Origin of the sequence: Ramlibacter sp. (assembly GCF_035548915.1) — a bacterium.
Lineage (GTDB): Bacteria > Pseudomonadota > Gammaproteobacteria > Burkholderiales > Burkholderiaceae_C > Ramlibacter.
The window spans coordinates 18,900-40,524 of the sequence record NZ_DASZSE010000024.1; the positions used below are offsets into that span (position 1 = coordinate 18,900).

Consider the following 21,625-nt stretch of genomic DNA (forward strand, 5'->3'; position numbering starts at 1 on the left):
TGGTGAAGATCGCGTCGGCGGTTCGCCGTGAGCAGAAAGACAAACTCTGGGCGCGCATGGCGCAGGGCCTGCGTTCGTTCACGGCCGAGGGAGCGGCTGACGCATGACCCTGCACGTGTTCGATGCGGCCGTGGCGCTCGAGCCGATCGGCGACGGCGAGTTTCGCGGCCGTACGAATCCGGCCTACGCGAACTTCATCGGTCCCTTCGGCGGGATGACTGCGGCGCAGGCGCTCAATGCCGCGCTGCTGCACCCCGATCGGCTCGGCGACCCGGTGGCCTTCACGGTCAACTTCGCGGCCGCGCTCGCCGACGGTGAATTCGAGGCGCAGGCGCGGGTGGCGCGGACCAATCGTTCGACGCAGCACTGGATCATCGAGCTGAAGCAGGCGGGCGCGACCGTCGCGACGGCAACGCTCCTCACCGCGGCACGGCGCGAGACCTGGAGCAGCCACGAGGTTGCGCCGCCCGCCGTTCCACGACCGCAGGAGGTGGCCCGCACGACCCGGCGTGCCGTCGAGTGGGTGAAGCGCTACGACATGCGCTTCATCGAAGGTCGCATCCCGCACGAATGGCAGGGCCAGGGCGACGAGGACAGCCTCACGCAACTCTGGCTGCGCGACGAGCCGCCGCGGCCGGTGGACTTCGCGTCGCTTTGCGCGATGAGCGACATCTTCTTTCCGCGCATCTGGCTGCGCCGCGCAACGCAGACGCCGCTCGGCACCGTCACGATGACCGTGTACTTCCATGCCGATGCCGACCTGCTTCGTGCAACGGGGGACGGCTGGCTGCTCGGGCAGGTGCGCGGCCAGGGATTTCGCAATGGCTTCTTCGACCACTTCGGGCAGCTGTGGAACGAGTCGGGCGAGCTGCTCGCGACCACGCACCAGCTCATGTACTTCAAGGAGTAGACAGCGATGGCCGAACCTGTGGCTCTCATCATCGGCGCCGGCGACGCCACCGGCGGCGCGATCGCCCGGCGCTTCGCGCGCGGCGGGTTCACCGTGTGCGCGACACGGCGCAGCGTCGACAAGCTGCAGCCGCTCATCGACGGCATCCGGCAGGCAGGCGGCCGCGCGCACGGCTTCGCCTCCGATGCGCGCAAGGAAGAGGAAGTCACGGCGCTCGTGGAGCGCATCGAAAGCGAGATCGGCCCGATCGAGGCGTACGTGTTCAACATCGGCGCCAACGTGCGCGCGGGCATCCTCGAGGAGACCGCGCGCAAGTTCTTCAAGATCTGGGAGATGGGCTGCTTCGCGGGTTTCCTCACCGCGCGCGAAGTGGCGAAGCGGATGGTGCCGCGCGGCAAGGGCACGATGATCTTCACCGGCGCGACGGCGTCGCTGCGCGGCTCCGCGGGCTTCGCCGCATTCGCGGGCGCGAAGCACGCGCTGCGCGCGCTTGCGCAAAGCCTCGCGCGCGAGCTGGGGCCCCAGGGCATCCACGTCGCGCACCTCGTGGTGGATGCCGCCATCGACACGGAGTTCATCAAGACCACGTTTCCCGAGCGCTACGCGCTGAAGGAAAGCGACGGCATCGTCGAACCCGAGCACATCGCGGAGACTTACTGGACGCTTCACCTGCAGCCGCGCGACGCGTGGACGCACGAACTCGACATCAGACCGTGGATGGAGAAATTCTGATGGGCAAGACGGTGGAATTCTGGTTCGACGTGGGCAGCCCCGCCGCCTATCTCGCCTGGACGCAGCTGCCGCGGCTCGCGAGCGAAGCGGGCGCCGCGATCGATTACCGGCCGATGCTGCTGGGCGGCGTGTTCCAGGCGACGGCGAACAAGTCGCCGATGGACGTGCCGGCGAAGGGCCGCTACATGAACGCGGACCTCGCGCGGTTCGCGAGCCGCTATGGCGTGCCGTATCGGCTGAATCCCCACTTCCCCATCAACACGCTGACTCTCATGCGCGGCGCGATCGGCTTGCAGATGCGCGAGCCCGCGCGCATGCACGACTATGTCGACGCGGTGTACCGCGCGATCTGGGTCGAGGGCCGCAACATGAACGATCCTGCCGCCGTGGGCGCGGTCCTGCACGCGGCGGGGTTCGATCCGCAGTCGCTGCTCGCGATCACGCAGGACCCGGAAGTGAAGGAACGTCTGAAGACCGTGACGCAGGAGGCCGTCGCGCGCGGCGTATTCGGCGCGCCCACGTTCTTCGTCGGCGAGGCGATGTACTGGGGCCAGGACCGGCTCGATTTCGTGAAAGAGGCACTGCAATGACGACCGACATCCTGGTGCACGCCGAAGGCGCTGTCACCACGCTCACGTTCAACCGGCTCGAGCGCAAGAACTCGATCACCGCCGCGATGTATGGTGTGCTCGCCGATGCACTTGCGACGGCGGCCGAAGACGCCGCGGCGCGTGTCGTGCTGTTGCAGGGCCACGAGACCATCTTCTCCGCGGGCAACGACATCGGCGACTTCCTGCACAAGCCGCCCGCGGGCGAGGGCTCGCCCGTGTCGCGCTTCCTGCGGGGCATCGCGACGTTTCCGAAGCCGCTGCTCGCGGCGGTGTGCGGACCGGCCGTCGGCGTCGGAACCACCATGCTGCTGCATTGCGATCTCGTGTACGCGGGCGATAACGCAGCGTTCTCGCTGCCGTTCGTGAACCTCGGCCTGGTGCCGGAAGCCGCATCGAGCCTCTTGCTGCCGCGCATGTTCGGCTACCACCGCGCGGCCGAGGCTTTGATGCTCGGCGAGCCCTTCATGGCCGAAGCCGCGCTCGAAGTCGGGCTGGTGAACCGCGTGTTGCCGCCGACCGAGGTGAATGCGTATGCGCAGGCGCAGGCGAGGAAGCTCGCGGCCAAGCCGCTCGCAAGCCTCGTGGAGACCAAGCGGCTGATGAAGCAGGGCCGGGAGGCCGCGGTGCTGAAGCAGATGGACGAGGAGGGCCGGACGTTCGCGCGGATGCTGCGCGAGCCCGCGGCGCGTGAGGCGTTCAGCGCGTTCATGGAAAAGCGCAAGCCCGACTTTTCGAAAGTCTGATGTCGATCTTGTTGCACAATCCGCCCACACTTCGGAGGGTCGATCGTGGCGACGTTGAGCATCAAGGGTTTCGCGCAACTGGAAGACGTCGACATCCAGTTCGGCGATCTCACCGTCCTGGTCGGGCCGCAAGCAACGGGGAAGAGCCTCGTTTTGCAGATGCTGAAGTACGCGATCGATCGTCCCGTGATCGCTTCCGATTTCGCTCGATACGGTCTGGACTGGGACAAGAGCAACCCCGAGTCTCTGCTTGCGGCGTTTCTGGGCGAAGGCTACGAGAACGCATTCACGAAGAAGACGTCGATCCAGTTCAACCATCGGGCCTTGTTCGGAGAAAAGTCCCAGCGGTCGTCTGGGCGGGAGCCGGCCGTGTTCTTCGTGCCTGCGCAGCGGGTGATGACGATTGCCAACGGGTGGCCCAAGCCCTTCATGAGTTTCGAGCCGGGGGACCCCTATGTGGTGAAGCAATTCAGCCAGGAAATACTCGAACAGTTCTCCCGCGGCGTAGGACGGGCCGGACCGGTATTTCCGCAACCGAAGCGGCTCAACGCACACGTGCGGCGAAGCATCGAAATGTCCATCTTTCATGGTGGAGAGCTTCTTCTGAAGTCGGCCGGCAGGCAGAAGCGCCTGATCATCCGCTACCCTGGACGAGCCGGCGCCCCGATCGAGCTTCCATTTTTCGAATGGTCCGCGGGCCAGCGGGAGTTCTCGCCCCTTCTTCTTGGCTTGTACCAACTGCTGCCGGCAGGAAAGATATCGTCCCATCGCTCCTACAGGTGGGCAGTCATCGAAGAACCCGAGATGGGATTGCATCCGCAGGCGATCAACTCCGTCATGCTGCTCGTGTTCGAACTCCTCTCCCGTGGATACAAGGTGTGCATGTCGACGCATTCGCCGTATGTGCTCGAGCTGGTCTGGGCGATCCACGTCCTGCAGCGCAGTCAGTCCAGAAACAAGGTCTCTGCAGTCCTGGAGGCGATCAACGTGCAGGGCAATTCGTTGAGACCGCTTGCCAAGACCTTGCTGGAAAAAAGTGTCAGGGCCTACGCGATGACCTTCTCCGACACGGGCCGGCACCGGTGCACCGACATATCGGAGTTCGATCTGGAAAGTCCCGACCCGGTTCAGGCCGGATGGGGCGGTGTCACGAGCCTCAGCAGCATCGTCTCCAGAGCAGTCTCACGCGGCTTGTAGGCGCATGGCAGCGAGGAAGGCAAAGGCAATGCCGGGCTGCAATTGTCCGCTAAGTCCCGGAGTGACCGCTCTGAAGAAAGGGGATCGAAACAAGATCAATCTCGAGGGACTCGATCCGCGGGAGTCCTGCGAAGTCGATGCCTGCTTCAAGGCAGTCGAGCCGCATGCGAATCGCTGGGACTACTACATCGGCCTCGGCAGGAACGGGGCGCTTTACTTCGAGGTGCATGAAGTCAGTGAGGCGGAACTGGTTTGTCTCATGGCCAAAGCACAATGGCTGCGCGAGAAGATAGCCTCTCTCGGTTGGGCCGAAATCGGGGGCCGGTCGCTTTTCGTCGCGCCCACGAAGGGAATCACGCCGTTTGCACTCTACGGTGAGCTGAGCCGCCGTCTGGCGCTGAAGAAAATCACCGTCATCATGAAAGGGGATCGCGTTTGCGACTTGATATGAACGGAGATCGGAAACTGACCGGCAAGACCCTCTTCATCACCGGCGCGTCGCGCGGCATCGGCCTGGCCATCGCGAAGCGCGCGGCGGCAGACGGCGCCAACATCGTCGTCATCGCGAAGACGACCGAGCCGCATCCGAAACTCCCCGGCACGATCTACACCGCCGCCGACGAGATTCGCGCCGCGGGCGGCCAGGCGCTGCCTCTGGCCGTGGACATCCGCGACGAGGAAGCGGTGCTCGACGCGGTGCGTCAGGCCGTCGAGACCTTCGGCGGCATCGACATCCTCGTGAACAACGCGAGCGCGATCAGCCTCACGGACACCGAGCACACGCCGATGAAGCGCTACGACCTCATGAACGGCATCAACGCGCGTGGCACGTTCCTCTGCACCCAAGCGTGCCTGCCCGCGCTCAAGGCATCGGCCGCGGCCGGGCGCAACGCCCAGGTGCTCACGATGTCCCCGCCGCTGTCGCTCCACCCGCGCTGGTTCGGACCGCACGTGGCCTACACGATGGCGAAGTACGGCATGAGCATGTGCACGCTCGGCCACGCGATGGAGTTTCGCAAGCACGGCATCGCGGTGAACAGCCTCTGGCCGCGCACGACGATCGCCACCGCCGCGCTGCAGATGATCCCGGGCATCGACACGATGAGAAGCCGCAAGCCGGACATCCTGGCCGATGCCGCGCACTTCATCCTCACGAGGGATGCGCGCGACGCGGGCGCGAGCGGCAACTTCCACCTCGACGAGGAAGTGCTCGCCGCGCACGGCGTGACGGACCTCGATCGCTATGCGGTGCTGCCGGGCAACAGGGACTTCATCCCGGACCTCTTCCTGGACTAGCATTGCGTCAATGCCGGGGCCGCAGCGCGGCGCCGGCAAGTCCAGGAGGAACGCGCCATGCCCACTCCCGCCGCTTCCGCGACCCCCGCCGCGCCCGCCACTGCCCGCAAGCAACTGCTCGCGTCCCTCTACGCGGTGCGCGACGCGCTCGACGCCCTCATCTACAACAAGGAAGCGCTCGCGAGCATCGAGCATGGAGCGCAGCTGCTTGCGCAGACATTCGCTCGCGGGGGCCGCGTGCACGCGTGCGGCAGCGGCGCCGCCATCCTCGCGGCCATGCACTTCGCCGACGAACTCGCGCGCCGCCAGGGCGGCGCGATGCACGGGCTGCCGGTGCAGGCGGTGAGCGACATCGTGCAGACCGGCAGCCTCGCCGACACGCTGGGGTACGACCGCATCTATTCGCGTTACGTGCTCTCGCAGTGCCTGCCGGGGGATTGCCTGGTCGCCTTCAGTGCCACCGGCAAGAACGCGAGCGTGCTCAACGCGGCCGTGTCGGCCAAGGAGCGCGGCATGACGGTGCTGGCCGTGACCTCGGCCCCCTCATCGGAGCTGCAGTTGCTGGCCGACGTCGGCATCGGCGCGGGCACGGGAGAGGCGACGGCGCCTTCGCACGAGCTGCACGCGGCCGTGATCCGCGTGCTGGTCGAGCTCACCGAGCGCGAGGTCTTCCCGGGCAACTTCGAGCTGCCCGACGACGGCACCCAGCTGATTTCGTGAAGCCCCAGCGGCCGGCATGAGCGCGCTCAGTGCGCGTCGAACAGCTCCTTGGCGAAGAACTGCAGCGTGCGCCCATGCGCGAGCGCGGCGCTCGGCGGATCGTACGAAGCGCGGTCCCAGCAGTTGAAGCCGTGCTGGGCTTTCGCGTAGACGAACACGTCGGCGCGGCCTTCCATCGTCTTGCGCACCTTCTCCACCGCCTCCAGCGGAATGCCGCCATCGTTCTCGGCGTAGTGGAACTGCATGGGGCAGGTGATGGACGCCGCCCGCGCCAGATGGTCGTGGATGCCGCCGCCGTAGTACGAGACCGCGGCGTCCACCTGGTTCATCGACGCGGCGAAGTAGGCAAGGCGTCCGCCCAGGCAGTAGCCGACCGCGCCGATCGACTGCCCCTCGGTTTCCGCGCGGCCGCGCAGCGCCGAGCAGGTCGCCGCGATGTCGGCTTCGAGCTCGGGCTGCTGCAGCTGCTTCATCATCTCGATGCCGCGGTTTCGGTCATCTCCCTCGTAGCCGAGCTCGACGCGGTGCGCGCTGCGCCAGAAGAGATCGGGCGCGAGCACCACGAAGCCGTCGAGCGCGTACTGCCGAGCGACCCCCTGGATGTGCGAGTTCACGCCGAAGATCTCCTGGAAGAGAACGATCCCGGGCCCCTTGCGTGCCGGCGGCAAGGCCAGCAGACCCTGGAACTTTCCACTTCCCTGGTCACTTCCCGTGGCGAGGTCGATCCATTGTGTTTCTATGGGGTCGCGCATTGCTTGCTCCTTCTTGCTGTCGACGTGAAGACCTGAACCGCCGTGCGGTCGAGCTGATTGACTTGAAATCTGATAGCGCTATCATAATCCGGAATCGAGACCTGACAAGCGTCGCAAAAGGCGGGCCCGTCCCGCATCGGAGGAAGACAATCCATGAAGCATTTTCAGCCCACCCGCCGGCGGGCCGTCGCCGCGATCGCGTCCGCGCTCGGGGCAGCGTCCGGGGTAGTGCCCTTCACCAGCGCATTGGCACAAGCACAAACCTACCCGGATCGCCCGATCCGTCTCTTCGTCGGCTATTCGGCCGGCGGCGGCACCGACCAGGTCGCGCGCCTCGTCGGGCAGAAGCTCTCCGAACTCCTCGGCCAGCAGATCGTGATCGTGAATCAGCCGGGCGCCACCGGCGCCATCGCGGTCGAGAAAGTCGCGACCGCCGCGCCCGATGGCTACACGCTGCTTCTCATTTCCATCGCGGACACGGTCGTGCCCGCGTTGCGCGCGAAGCTGCCGTACGACCTGGAGAAGGACATCGTCGGTGTGGCGCCCGTCGTGGGCGGCCCGCTCGCGCTGGTGGTGAATCCGTCGCTGCCGGTGAAGAACGTGAAGGATCTGATCGCGCTCGCGCAATCGAAGCCCGGCAAGCTCAACTACGGCTCGCCCGGCGTGGGCAATTCGCTGCACATCGCGGGCGAACAGTTCAAGCTCGCGACGAAGACCGACATGCTGCACGTGCCCTTCAAGGGCGCGGCCGAAGCGATCACGGCGACCGTCGCGGGCCAGGTCGACGTCTGCTTTCCCGTGCTGTCCAATGCGCTGCCGCTCGTCGAAAGCGGCAAGCTGCGGCTGCTCGCCGTCACCGGCGCGAAGCGCTCGCCGTCGCTGCCGAACGTGCCCACGGTCGCCGAATCGGGCGTGCCCGGCTATGACCGCACGACGTGGTTCGGCGTGGCCGCGCCCGCCGCGACGCCCAAGCCCGTGATCGCGAAGCTGAACGAGGCGATCAACAAGGTGATGTCCACCGCCGAGATGCGCGACTTCTACGCGAAGCAGAATTTCGAGCCGATGACCGGCAGCGCGGAGCAATTCAATGCATTCGTGCACAGCGAGATCGCGCAGAGCGCGGCGGTGATCCGCGCGCTCGGCATCAAGCCGGAATGAACGGCGCGCGGCGCAACCTGCTGGCGGTCGACATCGGCGGCTCGTTCACCGACGTCGTGCTGCAGGCGTCGGGGCGACGCTTCACAGCCAAGGCGCTCACGACGCCGCACGCGCCCGAAGAGGGCGTGATGGCGGGCATCGCCGAGATCCTCGCGCAGGCGTCGCTCGGCGCGGGCGAGGTGTCGCTCTTCATCCTCGGCACGACGCTCGCGACCAACGCCCTCATCGAACGCAAAGGCGCCCGCACCGCGCTCCTCGCGACCGAAGGCTTTCGGGACGTGCTGGAGATCGGCCACGAGAACCGCTACGCGCAGTACGACATCGCGCAGGACAAGCCGCCGCCGCTCGTGCCGCGGTTCCTGCGCTTCGGTGTTCCCGAGCGCGTGAACGTGCGTGGCGAGGTGCTTCTGCCGCTCGACGAAGATGCTGTGCGCGCGCTCATCCCGCAGTTGCGGTCGCACAACGTGGAAAGTGTGGCCGTCGCGTTCCTGCACAGCTATGCGAATCCCGCGCACGAAGTGCGCGTGCGCGAACTGCTGGCCGCGGAGCTCCCCGGCGTCTGTGTCACGCTTTCTTCCGACGTGTGCCCCGAGGTGCGCGAATACGAGCGCACGTCGACGGCCTGTGCGAACGCGTACGTGCAACCCGTGGTGGCGGGCTACCTCGGCCGCCTGCGCGAGCGGCTGGCCGCGGCCGGCCTTGGCTGTCCGTTCTACCTGATGACCTCGGGCGGCGCGATCACCACCGTCGAAAGCGGTGCCGCGGAGCCGATCAAGCTGGTGGAGTCGGGGCCGGCGGGCGGCGCGATCCTCGCGGCGCAGGTCGCGAAACAGTGCGGCGTGCACAAGGCGCTCTCGTTCGACATGGGCGGAACGACGGCCAAGATCTGCTTCATCGACGACTACGAACCCGAGCTCTCGCGCACGTTCGAAGTGGGCCGCATGTACCGCTTCATGAAGGGCTCGGGCATTCCGGTGCGCATCCCCGTGATCGAGATGGTGGAGATCGGCGCGGGCGGCGGCTCGATCGCGCGCGTCGACGCGATGGGCCGCGTGCAGGTAGGCCCGGAGAGTGCGGTGTCCGATCCGGGCCCTGCGTGCTTCGGCCGTGGCGGAGCGCGCGCGACCGTGACCGATGCCGATTGCCTCTCGGGCCTGCTTGATGCGCAGCGCTTCGCCTCGGGCAAGGTGAGGCTGCGTCCCGCGATGGGCGAAGAGGCCATCGCGCGCGACGTGGGCGATGCGCTCGGCGTGAGCGCGATCGAAGGCGCGACCGCGATCCAGGAAGTCGTCGCGGAGAACATGGCGAACGCGGCGCGCGTGCATGCGGCCGAGCTCGGAAAGACGGTGGAGGACTACACGATGATCGCGTTCGGCGGCGCTGCGCCGCTGCACGCCGCGCAGCTCGCAGCGAAGCTGGGCATTGCCCGCGTGATCGTGCCGGTGGCGGCGAGCGTCGGCTCCGCGCTCGGCTTTCTCTGGGCGCCGGTCGCATGGCAGTCGCTGCGCAGCCTGCACCAGCGGCTGGACGCGTTCGACGGCGCATCGGTCGACCGGCTGCTGCAGCAGATGGAGGCGCAGGCGCGCGACGCGGTCGTGCGTGCCGCGGGCGGCGACGTGCCGCTGCAGCGCAAGCGCATCGCTTACATGCGCTACGTGGGGCAAGGACACGAGATCGCCGTCGAGCTGCCCGAGGGTTCGTTCGCGCAGGACGCGACGGGTGAATTGCGCCGCCGCTTCGAAGCCAGCTACATCGCGCTCTATGGCCGCGTGATCCCGCATCTCGTGGTGGAGGCGATGAGCTGGTCGGTGACGGTGGGCACGCTGCAGGACGATCTCGCCGCGGCCACGATGCCGCAGGGCGCGGGGCCCGCGCGCGCAGCCTCGCACAGGCAGGTCTTCGACACGACCGTGTCGCAGTGGGTGGACGCGGGTGTCTACGACAGGGCGTCGCTCGAACCCGGCGCAGCCGTCGCGGGACCGGCACTCGTCGCCGAGGACCAGACGACCACCGTCGTGCCGCTGGCGTTCGTCGCGCGGGTGAACTCGCTCGGGCATCTCGTCGTCGAGCGCGAAGGGGAGGCTGCGTGAAAACCGTGAAGGACATTCACCTGCAGGTGATGTGGAACCGGCTGCTTTCCGTCGTCGAAGAGCAGGCGCAGACGCTCGTGCGCACGGCGTTCGGCGCGTCCACGCGCGAAGCGGGCGACCTCTCCGCGGGCGTGTTCCTGCCCGACGGCCGCATGATGGCTCAGGCGGTGACGGGCACGCCGGGCCACGTGAATTCGATGGCGGACTCGGTGCGGCACTTCCTCGCGGAGTTCCCGCTCGAGGCCATGCATCCCGGCGACGTATTCGCCACCAACGACCCGTGGAAGGGCACGGGCCACCTGAACGACTTCACGTTCGTCACGCCGGTGTTCCGGCGCGGCCGCGCGATCGCGCTGTTCGCGTCGACGCTGCACGTGGTCGACATCGGCGGACTCGGCTCGGGGCCGGATGCGACGGAGATCTTTCACGAAGGCCTTTACGTGCCCATCGTCCGGTTCGCTGCGCGAGGCGTCGTCGATGCCACGCTGATGCGCCTCATCCGCGCCAACGTGCGCGAGCCGATCCAGGTGGAAGGCGATCTGCACGCGCTCATGGTGTGCAACGACATCGGCGCGCGGCGGCTTGCGGCGATGATGGACGAATACCGGCTGGAGGACCTGGAGGCGCTCGGCGAACACATCATCGGGCGCTCGCGCGCCGCCATGCTCGAAGCCGTGCGCCGCTGGCCGCGCGGCACCTGGCGGCACACGATGCGGGTGGACGGCTACGATCATCCGATCGACCTCGCCGCGGCGCTCACGATCTCCGACGACGGCGTCGAACTCGACTTCGCGGGCACGTCGGCGGCGGTGGCGCGCGGCATCAACGTGCCGAAGAACTACACCGATGCGTACAGCTCCTTCGGCGTGCGCTGCATCATCGGCGCCGACATCCCGAACAACGCCGGATCGCTCGGCGTGGTGCGTATCGCGGCGCCCGTCAACTGCATTCTGAACGCGCATGCGCCCTACGCGGTGCAGTCGCGCGCCATCGTGGGCACGATGCTGCCCGACGTGGTGTTCGGCTGCCTGCGCCAGGTGCGGCCGGACGAAGTGCCCGCGGAAGGCGCGTCGAACCTCTGGAACATCCGGCTCGCGGGCGGGCAGCCGATCGCCGGCGCCGACCCCGCGGAGTTCGTGCGGTCCGAGCGATTCACGATCGTGAGCTTCACCTCCGGCGGCACGGGCGCGCGGCCGGGCAAGGACGGTCTCTCGGCCACCTCGTTTCCGAGCGGCGTGAAGAACACGGCCGTGGAGATCATCGAGACGATGGCCCCGCTCGTTTTCTGGCGCAAGGAATTCACGTGCGACAGCGGCGGGGCGGGGCGCCTGCGCGGCGGTCTCGGCCAGACGGTGGAAGTCGCGCATGCGCATGGCGCGCCGATGGTGATCGGTGCCACGTTCGATCGCATCGTGCATCCGGCGCGCGGCGCGGCGGGCGGGGCCGCGGGCGGCGCGGGGAGCGCGCATCTCGCTTCGGGCGCGGTGCTGCGCGGCAAGGGGCGGCAACTCGTGCCGGCCGGCGACCGCGTGGTGCTTCGCACGCCGGGCGGCGGCGGCATCGGCGATGCGGCGGCGCGGGATCGCGCAGCCGTCGCCGAGGACCTGCGCAACGGGCTGATCAGCGAGCGGGCCGCGCGCGAGGACTACCGGCTGCAGCCGGACAAACCATCGTGAGCTGACGGCGGCGGCGGAGAGAGGGACATTCGGCCGAGCATGCCGACCTCTTCGTCATTCCCGCGAAGGCGGGAATCCAGGGCTGCGGAAGCCTTGCATCCCGCCTTCGCGGAGATGACGTCGGGTGGAACAAGCGCGCCATTCGGCCTCGTCCGGCTGAATCAGCGTTAGCGCTAACATGACTTGGCGTATAATGCCGTGAATGGCCCTGACCCGCGAGCTCGCCGGCTTCTGCTCATCGCTTCGCTGCGACGACGTTCCCACGGCCGCGTTTCCCTTCATCCGCATCGCCTTCACGGATTGCTTCGCCACACTCGTCGCGGGCCGCTTCAGCGACCCCGCGCGAATCCTGCGGGAGAGCCTGCAACCCGGCGCGGGCACGAGCCGCGTGTTCGTCGACCAGGGCATGGCGGGCGCCGCCGACGCCGCGCTCCTGAACGGCACGGCCGCGCACGCGCTCGACTTCGACGACGCCGCGCAGAAGGGCCACATCAGCGCGGCGATCGTGCCCGCCATCCTCGCTGAGGCGGAAGTGGTCGGAAGCACGGGTGGCGCGATGGCCACCGCATACGCGGCCGGCTACGAGGCGTGGGCCGAGCTGTTCCGGCGCGAGCCGGACCTACACCACAACTTCAGCTGGCACCCGACGGGCGTGTTCGGACCCATTGCCGCCGCGGTCGCCTGCGCTTCGCTCCTGCACCTCGATCAGGAGCGCACGACGCACGCCATCGCGATCGCCGCTTCGGAATGCGCGGGGCTGATCGCGAATTTCGGCAGCATGGCCAAGCCCTTCGTCGCCGGGCAGGCTGCTCGCGCGGGCGTGCTCGCGGCGCGCCTTGCCGCCAACGGCTTCACGGGCAATCCCGAAGCGCTCGAGCACCCGAAGGGATTGCTCATGGGCATCTCGCCGAATCGGAAGGCAGACGTGGCTTCGCCGCTGCTCGCGCGAGGCGACTGGCAACTGCCCGTGGGCGGCGTGAACACGAAGAAGTACCCGACCTGCTTCGCAACCCACCGCGCGCTCGATGCGATGTTGTGGCTGGTGCAGGAACACGATCTTCGCCCGGCGCAGGTGAAGCGCATCGTGGCGACCACCAGTCGCCGCAACAAGTCGACGCTGCGTTTCGAACGTCCCGAAGACGGCCTGCAGGCCAAGTTCAGCATGCAGTTCGCGCTGGCCGCCGCGCTGCTCGCGCGTCGCCTGAGCCTCATGGAACTCGAGGACGGCTTCGTGCGGCGCGACGATCTGCGCGAGCTGATGACCCGCGTGGAAGTGCAGCCGGAAGACCGCGAGGACCCGCGCCGGCCGGGCGAAGCGCCGCAGGATGTCGTGTGCATCGAGACCGCCGATGGGCGCCGCTTCACGCGCGAAGTGCAGTACGTCCGCGGCGGCCCCGAGCATCCCCTGTCGCCGGGCGAGCTCTTCGGAAAATTCGAGAGCTGCCTCGCCTACGGCCGCCTCGCAGCCGATGCCCAGAAGCTGTTCGATGCGCTCATGCGGATCGACAGCCTGCCCGGCACCCGCGCGCTTTATGCATCGATCGAGCGGTGACCGCGCCCGATCCGCCCATCATCGATCCGAGACAGTTCAGATAGAGAGAGACACCGAAATGCACACACCCGACACCGACGCGGCGACCTCGTATTCCCTGCCGGCCGAGATCCAGGAGTTCTGCGACGTCGCGCGGCGCATCGTGCGCGAGGAACTGGTGCCGCTCGAGCCGAAGTGGCTCTCGAGCCCGAACCACGCCTACGGCATGCGCGAGCTGCCGGCGATCCGCGCCGTGTTCGACGCGGAGACCGCCAATCGCATCGAGAAGGTCGCGCGCGACACCGGGCTCTTCTATCTCATGGTGCCCGAGGAATACGGCGGCCCCGGGCTCGGCATGCTCGCGCAGGTGGCGATTCTCGAGCAGCTCTACACCACGCCGATCATGCTGCCGATCGCGAACGTGCCCAACATCCTCTACGAATGCCAGGGCGATCAGGTCGAGCGCTACCTGAAGCCCGTGATCGAAGGCACGAAGGTCACGGCCTTCGCGCAGACCGAACCCAATGCCGGCTCCGACCCCGGCGGCATGATGCAGACGCGCGCCGTGCGCAAGGGCAACGGCTGGGTGCTCAACGGCACGAAGATGTGGATTTCCAACGCGAACGAATGCGACTTCCTCATGGTGCAGGCCGTGACCGACGCCGAGAAGCGCCAGCGCGGCGGCATCACGATGTTCCTCGTCGACCGGCAGAACCCCGGCCTGCGCGTGGAAGTGCCCGGCATCCGCACGTGGCTTTCCACGGAGGCGAAGCAGCACGTCGTCCACTTCGACGACGTCTTCGTGCCCGACGAGGACGTGCTGGGCGAAGTCGGCAAGGGCTTCACGCTCGGCCAGCGCTGGCTCACGATCCACGACCGGCTGCTGCGAGGACCCTACGCGCTCGGCAAGATGCAGCGCGCGCTCGACATGTCCGTCGAATGGGCGAAGCAGCGCGTCACCTTCGGCAAGCCGATCTCCGAGCGGCAGGCGATCCAGTGGCGGCTCGTCGACATGTACATCGACATCCAGGCGCTGCGCTCGATGACCTACGAAATGGCCGCGCGCGCCGATGCCGGCGAAGACGTGCGCTCCGAAGCCGCGCTCGTGAAGCTCTGCTCGAGCGAGTGGGGCACGCGCTGCCTCGACCATGCGATCCAGGTGCACGGCGCGATGGGCGAATCGCTCGACCTGCCGCTCACGCTCTGGTACCGCGTGCTGCGCCACACGCAGATCGGCGGCGGCACGAGCGAGATCCAGCGCATGCTGATCGCGCGCAAGCTGCTCGGCAAATGATTCGGGGGGCGCTCGACGGCATCCGCGTGCTCGACCTCGGGCAGGGCATCGCCGCGCCGTTCGCGGCGCGCATCCTCGGGGATTTCGGTGCGGACGTGATCAAGGTGGAACCGCCGGAGGGCGACCCGGCGCGCAATCTGCAGCCCGCGCTCCTCTTCGAGTACCTCAACTGGAACAAGCGCGGCGTCACGCTGGACCAGGTCGACGTCGAAGCGCTCGTCAAGGCGAGCGACATCGTGATCGACTCGGGCGCGCTCGGCGTCGCGCCGAAGCGGATGCTCGAATGGAACCCGCGCGTGGTGGTGTGCAGCGTCACGGATTTCGGCTGCGAAGGGCCGTACGCGCACTTCCGCGGCAGCGATCTCGTGCTGCAGGCGATGGGCGGCATCATGCAGATCAGCGGCGCGAGCGATCGGGCGCCGCTCAAGCACGGGTTGAATCAGGCGTATTTCTGCGGCGGATTGAATGCGGCGTATGCGGCGCTCGCGGCGTGGACGGCAGCCGAGCGCGACGGCATCGGCGATCACGTGGATCTCTCGATCCAGGAGTGCCTCGTCTCCGAGCTCGTCACGTGCGAGACGTACTACACGTTCATGGGCGCGATCCAGGGGCGGCGGACGGCGGTGCAGGATCCGTATCTCGGCGCACCGATCGCGACGAAGAAGGGCTATCTCTCGTTCCAGGCGAGCCTGGCCGTGCCGAACGAGACCTTTGCCGAGATCTTCCGCGACGAACGCTTGCGCGAAACCAGGTTCACGAGCAACCGGGAGCGGTCGCAGCATCTGGAGGAAGCGCGGGAAATCATCGCAGATGCGGTGAAGGATCGCGAGGCGAAGGAGATATTCCTCGAAGGTCAGTCGAAGCGGGCGTTGATGGGTGTGGTGCAGACCGCGCCGGATCTGCTCGCGTGCGAGCAGCTGGCGGCGCGAGGGTTCTGGGTGGAGCTGGGCGGGGTGACGTATCCGGGTGAGCTCGTGAAGATGTCGGCGACACCGACAAGTGTGCGCTCTGCAGCGCCGAAGCTGGGCGAGCACAACGCGACCCACCACCGTCATTCCCGCGCAGGCGGGAATCCAGAGGCTTTGCAGCGCGCGCCGGACGCAAAGCCACTGGATCCCCGCGTACGCGGGGATGACGGGGAACTTCGGAACGCCGACGACATACGCGCGGGTGACGAAGGAGCCCGCCTCCCCCTCGAAGGCCTGCGCGTCCTCGACATGGCCACCGTCATCGCCGTCCCCTACATGGCCGGACTCCTTTCCGACCTCGGCGCGGAAGTCATCAAGATCGAATCGCCTCTCAAGCTCGACCCGACCCGCCAGGGCGTCCTCACGACCTACCTCGACAACGACACGCGCGTCGACGCGATCAACCGCTCGGGCATGTTCAACGTCGTGAACCGCGGCAAGCGTTCGATGGCACTCGACATGGGCACCGACGAAGGCAAGCAAGTCTTCCGCGAGCTCGCCGCGAAGGCCGACATCATCGTCAACAACTTCACGCCGCGCGTGATGGCCAACTGGGGATTCGGCGAAGACGACCTGCGCAAGATCAACCCCAAGCTCATCACGCTCTCCAACACGGGCTACGGCTCCACCGGCCCGTGGCGCAACTTCCCGAGCCAGGGCACGACGCTCGAAGTGACGATGGGCATCTCCGCCTACACCGGCTACCGCGGCGACAAGCCGTGGAAGGTGGGGCAGTCGTATCCCGACTTCCTCGCCTGCTGGGCGGGGCTCGCCGCGCTCTTCGCGGCGCTGCGCCACGTGCGGCGCACGGGGCAGGGCCAGTTCATCGACCTCGGCATGTACCAGGTCGGCGCGGCGCTGATCCCGGAAGCGATCCTTCAGTACCAGCACGACGGCACGCAGCCCGAACGCATCGGCAACGAGGACGCACTGCACGTGCCGAGCAACGTGTATCCGTGCGCGGGTCACGACCGCTGGGTCGCGATCACGGTCGAAACGGATGCGCAGTGGCGAACGCTTGCGGGGTGGATGGCCAACGACGGCGTGACCGCCGACCCGGCCCTGGCGAGCGAAGCCGCGCGGCGCACGCGGCGCGAGGAAGTCGACTCGCTCGTCGCGAACTGGGTGCGCGAGCAGGACGGCTTCGCATTGATGCACAGGCTGCAGTCGGCCGGCATCGCCTGCGGCCCCGTGATGAACAATCGCGACATCCTGCTGGACGAACACCTGCGCTCGCGCGGATTTCATGAGCGCGTGGAATTGCCGCAGCCGATGGGCGTGCGTCCGATCATGGGCCGGCCGTGGAAACTCGCCAACAGAAAAGTGCGCATCCGCCACCCCGCGCCGCGCTACGGCGAAGATGGCCCCGCGATCCTGCGCGACGTGCTCGGCATGGATGAGGCTCGCATCGCGGCGCTCGTCGCGGCGAAAGTCGTGTGTACCGAGCCGTCCGTGAAGAAGCCCTTCGACGCGATGGGCCTCGCGCAGCTGCAGCGGCAAAAGGCAATCCACGAAGTGGACCCGGACTACAAGCGCAAACTGAACATCGCCTAGGCGAAGACAAGGAGAGCCGAGCATGGCCAACCTCAACATCACGGTGGAAGACAAAGTTGCGGTGGTGGAATTCAACCGCCCGCACGCGATGAACTCCATCGACCCGGAGATGCGGCAGGAGCTTTACGCGTTCTACGATCGCCTGAAGAAGGACGACGCCATCCACGTCGCCGTCTTCACCGGCGCGGGCGACAAGGCGTTTTGCACCGGCGCCGACCTGAAGAAGACGATGCCGGACCCGAACGACAGCTATGCGAACCAGCTGCTCGCGCGCGGCGAAACCGGCAGCGCGTTCTTCGGCCTGGAGACGGACAAGCCGCTCATCTGCGCCGTGAACGGCTACGCGCTCGCGGGCGGCACGGAGCTCGTCACCATCTGCGACATCTGCATCGCCTCCACGAACGCGAAGTTCGGGCTCAGCGAAGTGAGGCGTGGCAGCATTCCCTGGGGCGGCAGCCTGCAGCGGCTGCCGCGCTCGATCTCCAAGAGCGACGCGATGCTGCTGCTTCTCACGGGCGACATGGTCGATGCGCACGAGGCGCTTCGCATGGGCCTGTGCAGCAAGGTGGTGGCGCCGGAAGAACTGATGCCCACGGCGCTCGCCATCGCGCGCCGCATCGCGAGCAACGCGCCGCTTGCCGTGCGCGCGGTGAAGCAGCTCGTCACGCGCGGCATGGACGTGCCGCTGCCGCATGCGCTGCAGATGGACAAGTACATGTACGGCATCCTGAAGGACACCGAAGACCGCGTGGAAGGCCGCAAGGCTTTCGCGGAAAAGCGCGATCCCGTCTGGAAGATGAGATGACCGCCAATGCCCTGGAAGGACTGCGAGTCCTCGACATTTCCGGCCCGATGGGCAACTACTCGGGCAAGCTCTTCGCCGACATGGGCGCGGACGTGATCCTCGTCGAGCCGCCCGGCGGAACGGCGCTGCGGCACGAGCCGCCCTTCATCGGCGACGTGGCCGGCGTCGAACGCAGCCTCAACTACGCCTACCAGAACACGAGCAAGCGCGGCATCGTCCTGGACCTCGACACCGCGAGCGGCCAGCGCATCTTCCGCGAGCTCGCGGCGAAGGCCGACCTCGTGATCGAAACGCAGCCGCCCGGCTGGATGGCCGCGCGCGGCATCGGCTACGAAGCGCTGAAGGCGCTCAATCCGCGCATCAGCGTTGCGAGCATCACGCCGTTCGGCCAGACCGGACCGTACGCGCACCTGCAGGCGACCGACCTCGTGGGCCTCGCGCTCGGGGGATTGCTCTACATGGGCGGCTACCGCGATGCCGCCCCGACGCAGGCGCATGGCGACCAGGCGTTCAAGTGCGCGGCGATGTACGGCGCGGTCGCGGCGATGCTCGCCGTCACCGCGGCGGAGCTGAGCGGCGAAGGCCAGCACGTCGACATCTCCATGCAGGAGAGCGTGACGATGGCGCTGGAGAACGCGGCGCAGACCTACGACCTCGAAGGCGTGGTCCGCAAACGGCCGCTGGGCGACCAGCGCTTCGCGGGCTACGGGCTGTTCCCCTGCAAGGACGGCTACATCTTCCTCGGCTCGCGCGGCATCGGCACGAGCCCCGCGTGGTCGCGCAGCCTCCAGTGGTTCAGGGACGAGGGGATGCAAGGCGCCGATCGCCTGCACGGCGCCGAGTGGTCGGACCTCGACTACCTGAAAAGCGATGAAGCGCGCGAAGTGTTCGGCGAGCTCTTCATCGCCTGGGCGATGCAGCACACCAAGGCGTGGCTCTACACCGAAGGGCAGAAGCGCGGCATTCCGCTCGCGCCCGTGAGCACGCCCGCGGACCTCGTCGAAAACCCGCAACTGCGCGCGCGCGGCGTGTTCGTGCCATTCACGCATCCGCTGCTGAAGCAGGCGGCGGAGATGCCCGGCGCGCCCTACGTGATGAACGAGACGCCGTGGCAGGTGCGGCGTCCCGCGCCGCGGCTTGGCGAGCACACGGCCGAAGTCCTCTCGGAAATCGGGATCGCAGGAGACGACCTCGCGCGGCTGTACGCGATGGGAGTGGCGGGATGAGCAATTCGAAACTTCCGCTCGCGGGGCTGCGCATCGCGGACTTCTGCTGGATCGGCGCGGGTTCGTACACGACCAAGGTGTTCGGCGACCTGGGCGCCGACGTGATCAAGATCGAGACCGCCACGCGCCTCGACTCGCTGCGCCAGGCGGGCCCCTACAAGGACGGCAAGCCGGGCGTGAACCGCAGCGGCTATTTCGCGGACCGCAACACGAGCAAACGCGGCATCACGGTGGACATGAAGCATCCGAAAGCCGTGCCGCTCATCAGGAAGCTGATCGCGAAAAGCGACATCGTCGCCAACAACTTCGCCGCGGGCGTGATGGAGAAGTTCGGGCTCGGTCCAGAGGATTGCGCGGCGATCCGGCCGGACATCATCTACATCGCGATGTCGATGCAAGGCTCCAAAGGACCGCAGCGCGACTTCCGCGGTACCGGCAGTTCGATCGCGGCCCTGACCGGCATCCAGGCGCTGAGCGGCCTGCCCGATCGCATCCCCGCCGGCACGGGCACGAACTATCCGGATCACCTGCCCAATCCTTGTCACGCCGCGTTCGCGCTGCTCGCGGCATTGCGCCACCGCCGCCGCACCGGCCGGGGCCAGTTCATCGACTTCGCGCAGACCGAGCCGATGCTCTCGCTGATGGGGCCGACCTTTCTCGATCTCACCGTGAACGGCCGATTGCAGGACCGGCGCGGCAACGATCATCCGTGGGCCGCGCCGCACGGGGTGTACCCGTGCGCCGGCGACGACCGCTGGATCGCGGTCACGGCGATGAACGACGCGCAGTGGGCTGCGCTGGTGGATGCGATGGGGCGGCCTCCCTGGGCCTTGGAGGAGCGCTGGGCCACGATGCCTTCCCGCTATCGCGACCGCAAGGAACTCGATGCATCGATCGCGGCCTGGACGGCTTCGCAGGACGCGCAGGCGCTGATGCTGAAGCTTCAGGCCAACGGCGTCCCCGCGGGCGCGGTGCAGGACGCGCGCGACGTGACGCGCGTCGATCCGCAGCTCGCGCATCGGGGCCACTGGGTGCATCTGCCGCATGCCGAGATGGGCGAGTCCCTCTACAACAACCTGCCGTTCCGGTTCTCGGGCATCGAGGTGAAGCCGCAGCGTCCCGCGCCGCTTCTGGGCGAGCACACGCGCGAGATCCTGCACGATCTGCTCGAGATCCCCGATGCGGAGATCGACCGGCTCGAAGCGGAGCAGGTCCTTCGATGAGCATGCGCGACCGATGCGCGATCACGGGCGTCGGCGCGACGCCGCAAGGCAAGCTGCCGGGGTCGACCGCGCTCACGCTCGCGGTCGATGCCTTCAAGCGCGCGCTCGACGACAGCGGCCTGAAGAAGGACGACATCGACGGCCTGCTCACCTTCTCGGGCCAGACCGCGCCCGAAGGCCAGCAGAACTACCTGCGCGTCGGCGAAACGCTCGGCATCAACCCGCGCTGGACCGGCACGATGTACATGGGTGGCGCCACCGCCGGTGCGCTGGTGCAGCAGGCGGCGCTCGCCATCGATGCGGGCATGGCCACGCACGTGGCGTGCGTGTACGGCGACGCGGCGGCCACGGGCGGCGGCGTCTTCAACCGCGCGCAGGGCTGGGGCGATTCGTCGGCGATCTGGGGCTTCATGTCGGCGGCCGCGAACAGCGCGGTCACCGCGGCGCGCCACATGCACGTGTACGGCACGACGAGCCGCCAGCTCGGCGAAGTCGCGGTGGCCTGCCGGTATCACGCGTCACTCAACCCCGATGCGGTGATGCGCAAGCCGATCACGATCGAGGACCACCAGGCCTCGCGCTGGATCGTCGAGCCGCTGCACCTGCTCGACTGCTGCCTCGTGAGCGACGGCGGCGTGTGCATCATCGTGTCGAAGGCCGACCGCGCGCGCGACATGAGGCAGCCGACCGTCCTCCTCTCCGGCATGGGCCAGGCTCACACCACACAGATCCTCGAGAAGGAGGACTGGTGGTACGCCCCGCATCAGAAGGCCGCCGTGCAGGACGCCTATCGCATGGCGGGCGTGGGCCCGCGCGACATCGACGTCGCGCAGCTCTACGACAATTTTTCGATCAGCGTGCTGCTGTGGCTGGAGCACGGCGGCTTCTGCGCGCCCGGTGAGAGCGGGGCATTCGTGGAAGGCGGGCGCATCCGGCTGGGTGGCGAGCTGCCTGTCAACACGGCGGGCGGCAACCTGTCGGAGTCGTTCATGGAAGGCTGGCTGCACATCGTCGAGGGCGTGCGCCAGATGCGCGGCGCGTGCGGCGAGCGGCAGGTGAAGGAAGCCGAGGTCTGCCTCGTCACCGGCCGCGGCATGACGCTCAACTGCGCGAATGCGCTCGTGCTGCGCAAGGGCTGA

At 67.7% G+C, this 21,625-nt stretch carries 19 protein-coding genes; 18 read left to right on the forward strand and 1 reads right to left on the reverse strand.

The window, feature by feature from the left end:
* The first annotated feature begins 103 nt into the window (after positions 1-103).
* The 8 genes from VHA82_RS07130 to VHA82_RS07165 all read left to right on the forward strand — a co-directional run bounded on the left by VHA82_RS07130 (position 104) and on the right by VHA82_RS07165 (position 6,209).
* Entirely contained in the window at positions 104-910 is an 807-nt protein-coding gene (locus VHA82_RS07130) for a thioesterase family protein (RefSeq protein ID WP_325541905.1), read from the forward strand.
* 6 nt (positions 911-916) lie between these two features.
* Entirely contained in the window at positions 917-1,642 is a 726-nt protein-coding gene (locus tag VHA82_RS07135; RefSeq protein ID WP_325541907.1) for an SDR family oxidoreductase, read from the forward strand.
* Positions 1,642-2,232 (forward strand): 2-hydroxychromene-2-carboxylate isomerase, encoded by a 591-nt coding sequence (locus VHA82_RS07140; RefSeq protein WP_325541908.1) that lies wholly within the window; start codon positions 1,642-1,644, stop codon positions 2,230-2,232. The genes VHA82_RS07135 and VHA82_RS07140 overlap by 1 nt, the downstream gene beginning before the upstream one ends.
* Positions 2,229-2,996: an enoyl-CoA hydratase gene (locus VHA82_RS07145; protein ID WP_325541910.1), complete on the forward strand. Its 768-nt coding sequence runs from the start codon at positions 2,229-2,231 to the stop codon at positions 2,994-2,996. The genes VHA82_RS07140 and VHA82_RS07145 overlap by 4 nt, the downstream gene beginning before the upstream one ends.
* A 45-nt stretch (positions 2,997-3,041) precedes the next feature.
* Positions 3,042-4,193 (forward strand): AAA family ATPase, encoded by a 1,152-nt coding sequence (locus VHA82_RS07150; RefSeq protein ID WP_325541912.1) that lies wholly within the window; start codon positions 3,042-3,044, stop codon positions 4,191-4,193.
* Positions 4,194-4,254: 61 nt separating this feature from the next.
* Positions 4,255-4,644: a hypothetical protein gene (locus VHA82_RS07155; protein WP_325541914.1), complete on the forward strand. Its 390-nt coding sequence runs from the start codon at positions 4,255-4,257 to the stop codon at positions 4,642-4,644.
* On the forward strand, positions 4,641-5,489 hold the full coding sequence (locus VHA82_RS07160) for an NAD(P)-dependent oxidoreductase (RefSeq protein WP_325541916.1): 849 nt from the start codon (positions 4,641-4,643) through the stop codon (positions 5,487-5,489). Before VHA82_RS07155 ends, VHA82_RS07160 begins: the two co-directional genes overlap by 4 nt.
* A gap of 57 nt (positions 5,490-5,546) precedes the next feature.
* The gene (locus VHA82_RS07165; protein WP_325541918.1) at positions 5,547-6,209 is read left to right on the forward strand and encodes an SIS domain-containing protein; all 663 of its coding nucleotides are present in this window, start codon (positions 5,547-5,549) and stop codon (positions 6,207-6,209) included.
* A 26-nt stretch (positions 6,210-6,235) separates the two neighbouring features.
* On the opposite strand, the gene VHA82_RS07170 is transcribed toward VHA82_RS07165, so the two are convergent.
* The gene (locus tag VHA82_RS07170; RefSeq protein WP_325541973.1) at positions 6,236-6,949 is read right to left on the reverse strand and encodes a dienelactone hydrolase family protein; all 714 of its coding nucleotides are present in this window, start codon (positions 6,947-6,949) and stop codon (positions 6,236-6,238) included.
* A gap of 165 nt (positions 6,950-7,114) precedes the next feature.
* Here VHA82_RS07170 and VHA82_RS07175 point away from each other — a divergent pair, with 165 nt between their 5' ends.
* The 10 genes from VHA82_RS07175 (at position 7,115) to VHA82_RS07220 (ending at position 21,625) form a co-directional block, all read left to right on the forward strand.
* Positions 7,115-8,119, forward strand: a complete 1,005-nt coding sequence (locus tag VHA82_RS07175; protein ID WP_325541921.1) for a tripartite tricarboxylate transporter substrate binding protein — start codon at positions 7,115-7,117, stop codon at positions 8,117-8,119.
* Positions 8,116-10,209, forward strand: a complete 2,094-nt coding sequence (locus VHA82_RS07180; protein WP_325541923.1) for a hydantoinase/oxoprolinase family protein — start codon at positions 8,116-8,118, stop codon at positions 10,207-10,209. The genes VHA82_RS07175 and VHA82_RS07180 overlap by 4 nt, the downstream gene beginning before the upstream one ends.
* Positions 10,206-11,885 (forward strand): hydantoinase B/oxoprolinase family protein, encoded by a 1,680-nt coding sequence (locus VHA82_RS07185; protein WP_325541925.1) that lies wholly within the window; start codon positions 10,206-10,208, stop codon positions 11,883-11,885. Before VHA82_RS07180 ends, VHA82_RS07185 begins: the two co-directional genes overlap by 4 nt.
* Positions 11,886-12,087: 202 nt before the next feature.
* Positions 12,088-13,437 carry an MmgE/PrpD family protein gene (locus VHA82_RS07190; protein ID WP_325541927.1) on the forward strand — a complete coding sequence of 450 codons (1,350 nt, stop codon included), beginning with the start codon at positions 12,088-12,090 and terminating at the stop codon, positions 13,435-13,437.
* A gap of 58 nt (positions 13,438-13,495) precedes the next feature.
* Positions 13,496-14,710: an acyl-CoA dehydrogenase family protein gene (locus tag VHA82_RS07195; RefSeq protein ID WP_325541929.1), complete on the forward strand. Its 1,215-nt coding sequence runs from the start codon at positions 13,496-13,498 to the stop codon at positions 14,708-14,710.
* On the forward strand, positions 14,707-17,232 hold the full coding sequence (locus tag VHA82_RS07200) for a CoA transferase (RefSeq protein ID WP_325541931.1): 2,526 nt from the start codon (positions 14,707-14,709) through the stop codon (positions 17,230-17,232). Before VHA82_RS07195 ends, VHA82_RS07200 begins: the two co-directional genes overlap by 4 nt.
* A 22-nt stretch (positions 17,233-17,254) precedes the next feature.
* Entirely contained in the window at positions 17,255-18,037 is a 783-nt protein-coding gene (locus VHA82_RS07205) for an enoyl-CoA hydratase/isomerase family protein (protein WP_325541933.1), read from the forward strand.
* Positions 18,034-19,263 (forward strand): CoA transferase, encoded by a 1,230-nt coding sequence (locus VHA82_RS07210; RefSeq protein ID WP_325541935.1) that lies wholly within the window; start codon positions 18,034-18,036, stop codon positions 19,261-19,263. Before VHA82_RS07205 ends, VHA82_RS07210 begins: the two co-directional genes overlap by 4 nt.
* Complete coding sequence (locus tag VHA82_RS07215; RefSeq protein WP_325541937.1) at positions 19,260-20,486, forward strand: CoA transferase; 1,227 nt, start codon at positions 19,260-19,262, stop codon at positions 20,484-20,486. Before VHA82_RS07210 ends, VHA82_RS07215 begins: the two co-directional genes overlap by 4 nt.
* A complete protein-coding gene (locus tag VHA82_RS07220) occupies positions 20,483-21,625 on the forward strand; it encodes a thiolase family protein (RefSeq protein ID WP_325541940.1) in 1,143 nt (380 codons plus the stop codon). The genes VHA82_RS07215 and VHA82_RS07220 overlap by 4 nt, the downstream gene beginning before the upstream one ends.

Bases quoted from the DNA above. Each gene is read 5' to 3' on its own strand.
- VHA82_RS07145 (WP_325541910.1), top strand. From the start codon at position 2,229: ATGACGACCGACATCCTGGTGCACGCCGAAGGCGCTGTCACCACGCTC.
- VHA82_RS07200 (WP_325541931.1), top strand. From the start codon at position 14,707: ATGATTCGGGGGGCGCTCGACGGCATCCGCGTGCTCGACCTCGGGCAG.
- VHA82_RS07190 (WP_325541927.1), top strand. From the start codon at position 12,088: ATGGCCCTGACCCGCGAGCTCGCCGGCTTCTGCTCATCGCTTCGCTGC.
- VHA82_RS07135 (WP_325541907.1), top strand. From the start codon at position 917: ATGGCCGAACCTGTGGCTCTCATCATCGGCGCCGGCGACGCCACCGGC.
- VHA82_RS07210 (WP_325541935.1), top strand. From the start codon at position 18,034: ATGACCGCCAATGCCCTGGAAGGACTGCGAGTCCTCGACATTTCCGGC.
- VHA82_RS07130 (WP_325541905.1), top strand. From the start codon at position 104: ATGACCCTGCACGTGTTCGATGCGGCCGTGGCGCTCGAGCCGATCGGC.
- VHA82_RS07165 (WP_325541918.1), top strand. From the start codon at position 5,547: ATGCCCACTCCCGCCGCTTCCGCGACCCCCGCCGCGCCCGCCACTGCC.
- VHA82_RS07175 (WP_325541921.1), top strand. From the start codon at position 7,115: ATGAAGCATTTTCAGCCCACCCGCCGGCGGGCCGTCGCCGCGATCGCG.
- VHA82_RS07215 (WP_325541937.1), top strand. From the start codon at position 19,260: ATGAGCAATTCGAAACTTCCGCTCGCGGGGCTGCGCATCGCGGACTTC.
- VHA82_RS07195 (WP_325541929.1), top strand. From the start codon at position 13,496: ATGCACACACCCGACACCGACGCGGCGACCTCGTATTCCCTGCCGGCC.
- VHA82_RS07140 (WP_325541908.1), top strand. From the start codon at position 1,642: ATGGGCAAGACGGTGGAATTCTGGTTCGACGTGGGCAGCCCCGCCGCC.
- VHA82_RS07160 (WP_325541916.1), top strand. From the start codon at position 4,641: ATGAACGGAGATCGGAAACTGACCGGCAAGACCCTCTTCATCACCGGC.
- VHA82_RS07180 (WP_325541923.1), top strand. From the start codon at position 8,116: ATGAACGGCGCGCGGCGCAACCTGCTGGCGGTCGACATCGGCGGCTCG.
- VHA82_RS07220 (WP_325541940.1), top strand. From the start codon at position 20,483: ATGAGCATGCGCGACCGATGCGCGATCACGGGCGTCGGCGCGACGCCG.
- VHA82_RS07205 (WP_325541933.1), top strand. From the start codon at position 17,255: ATGGCCAACCTCAACATCACGGTGGAAGACAAAGTTGCGGTGGTGGAA.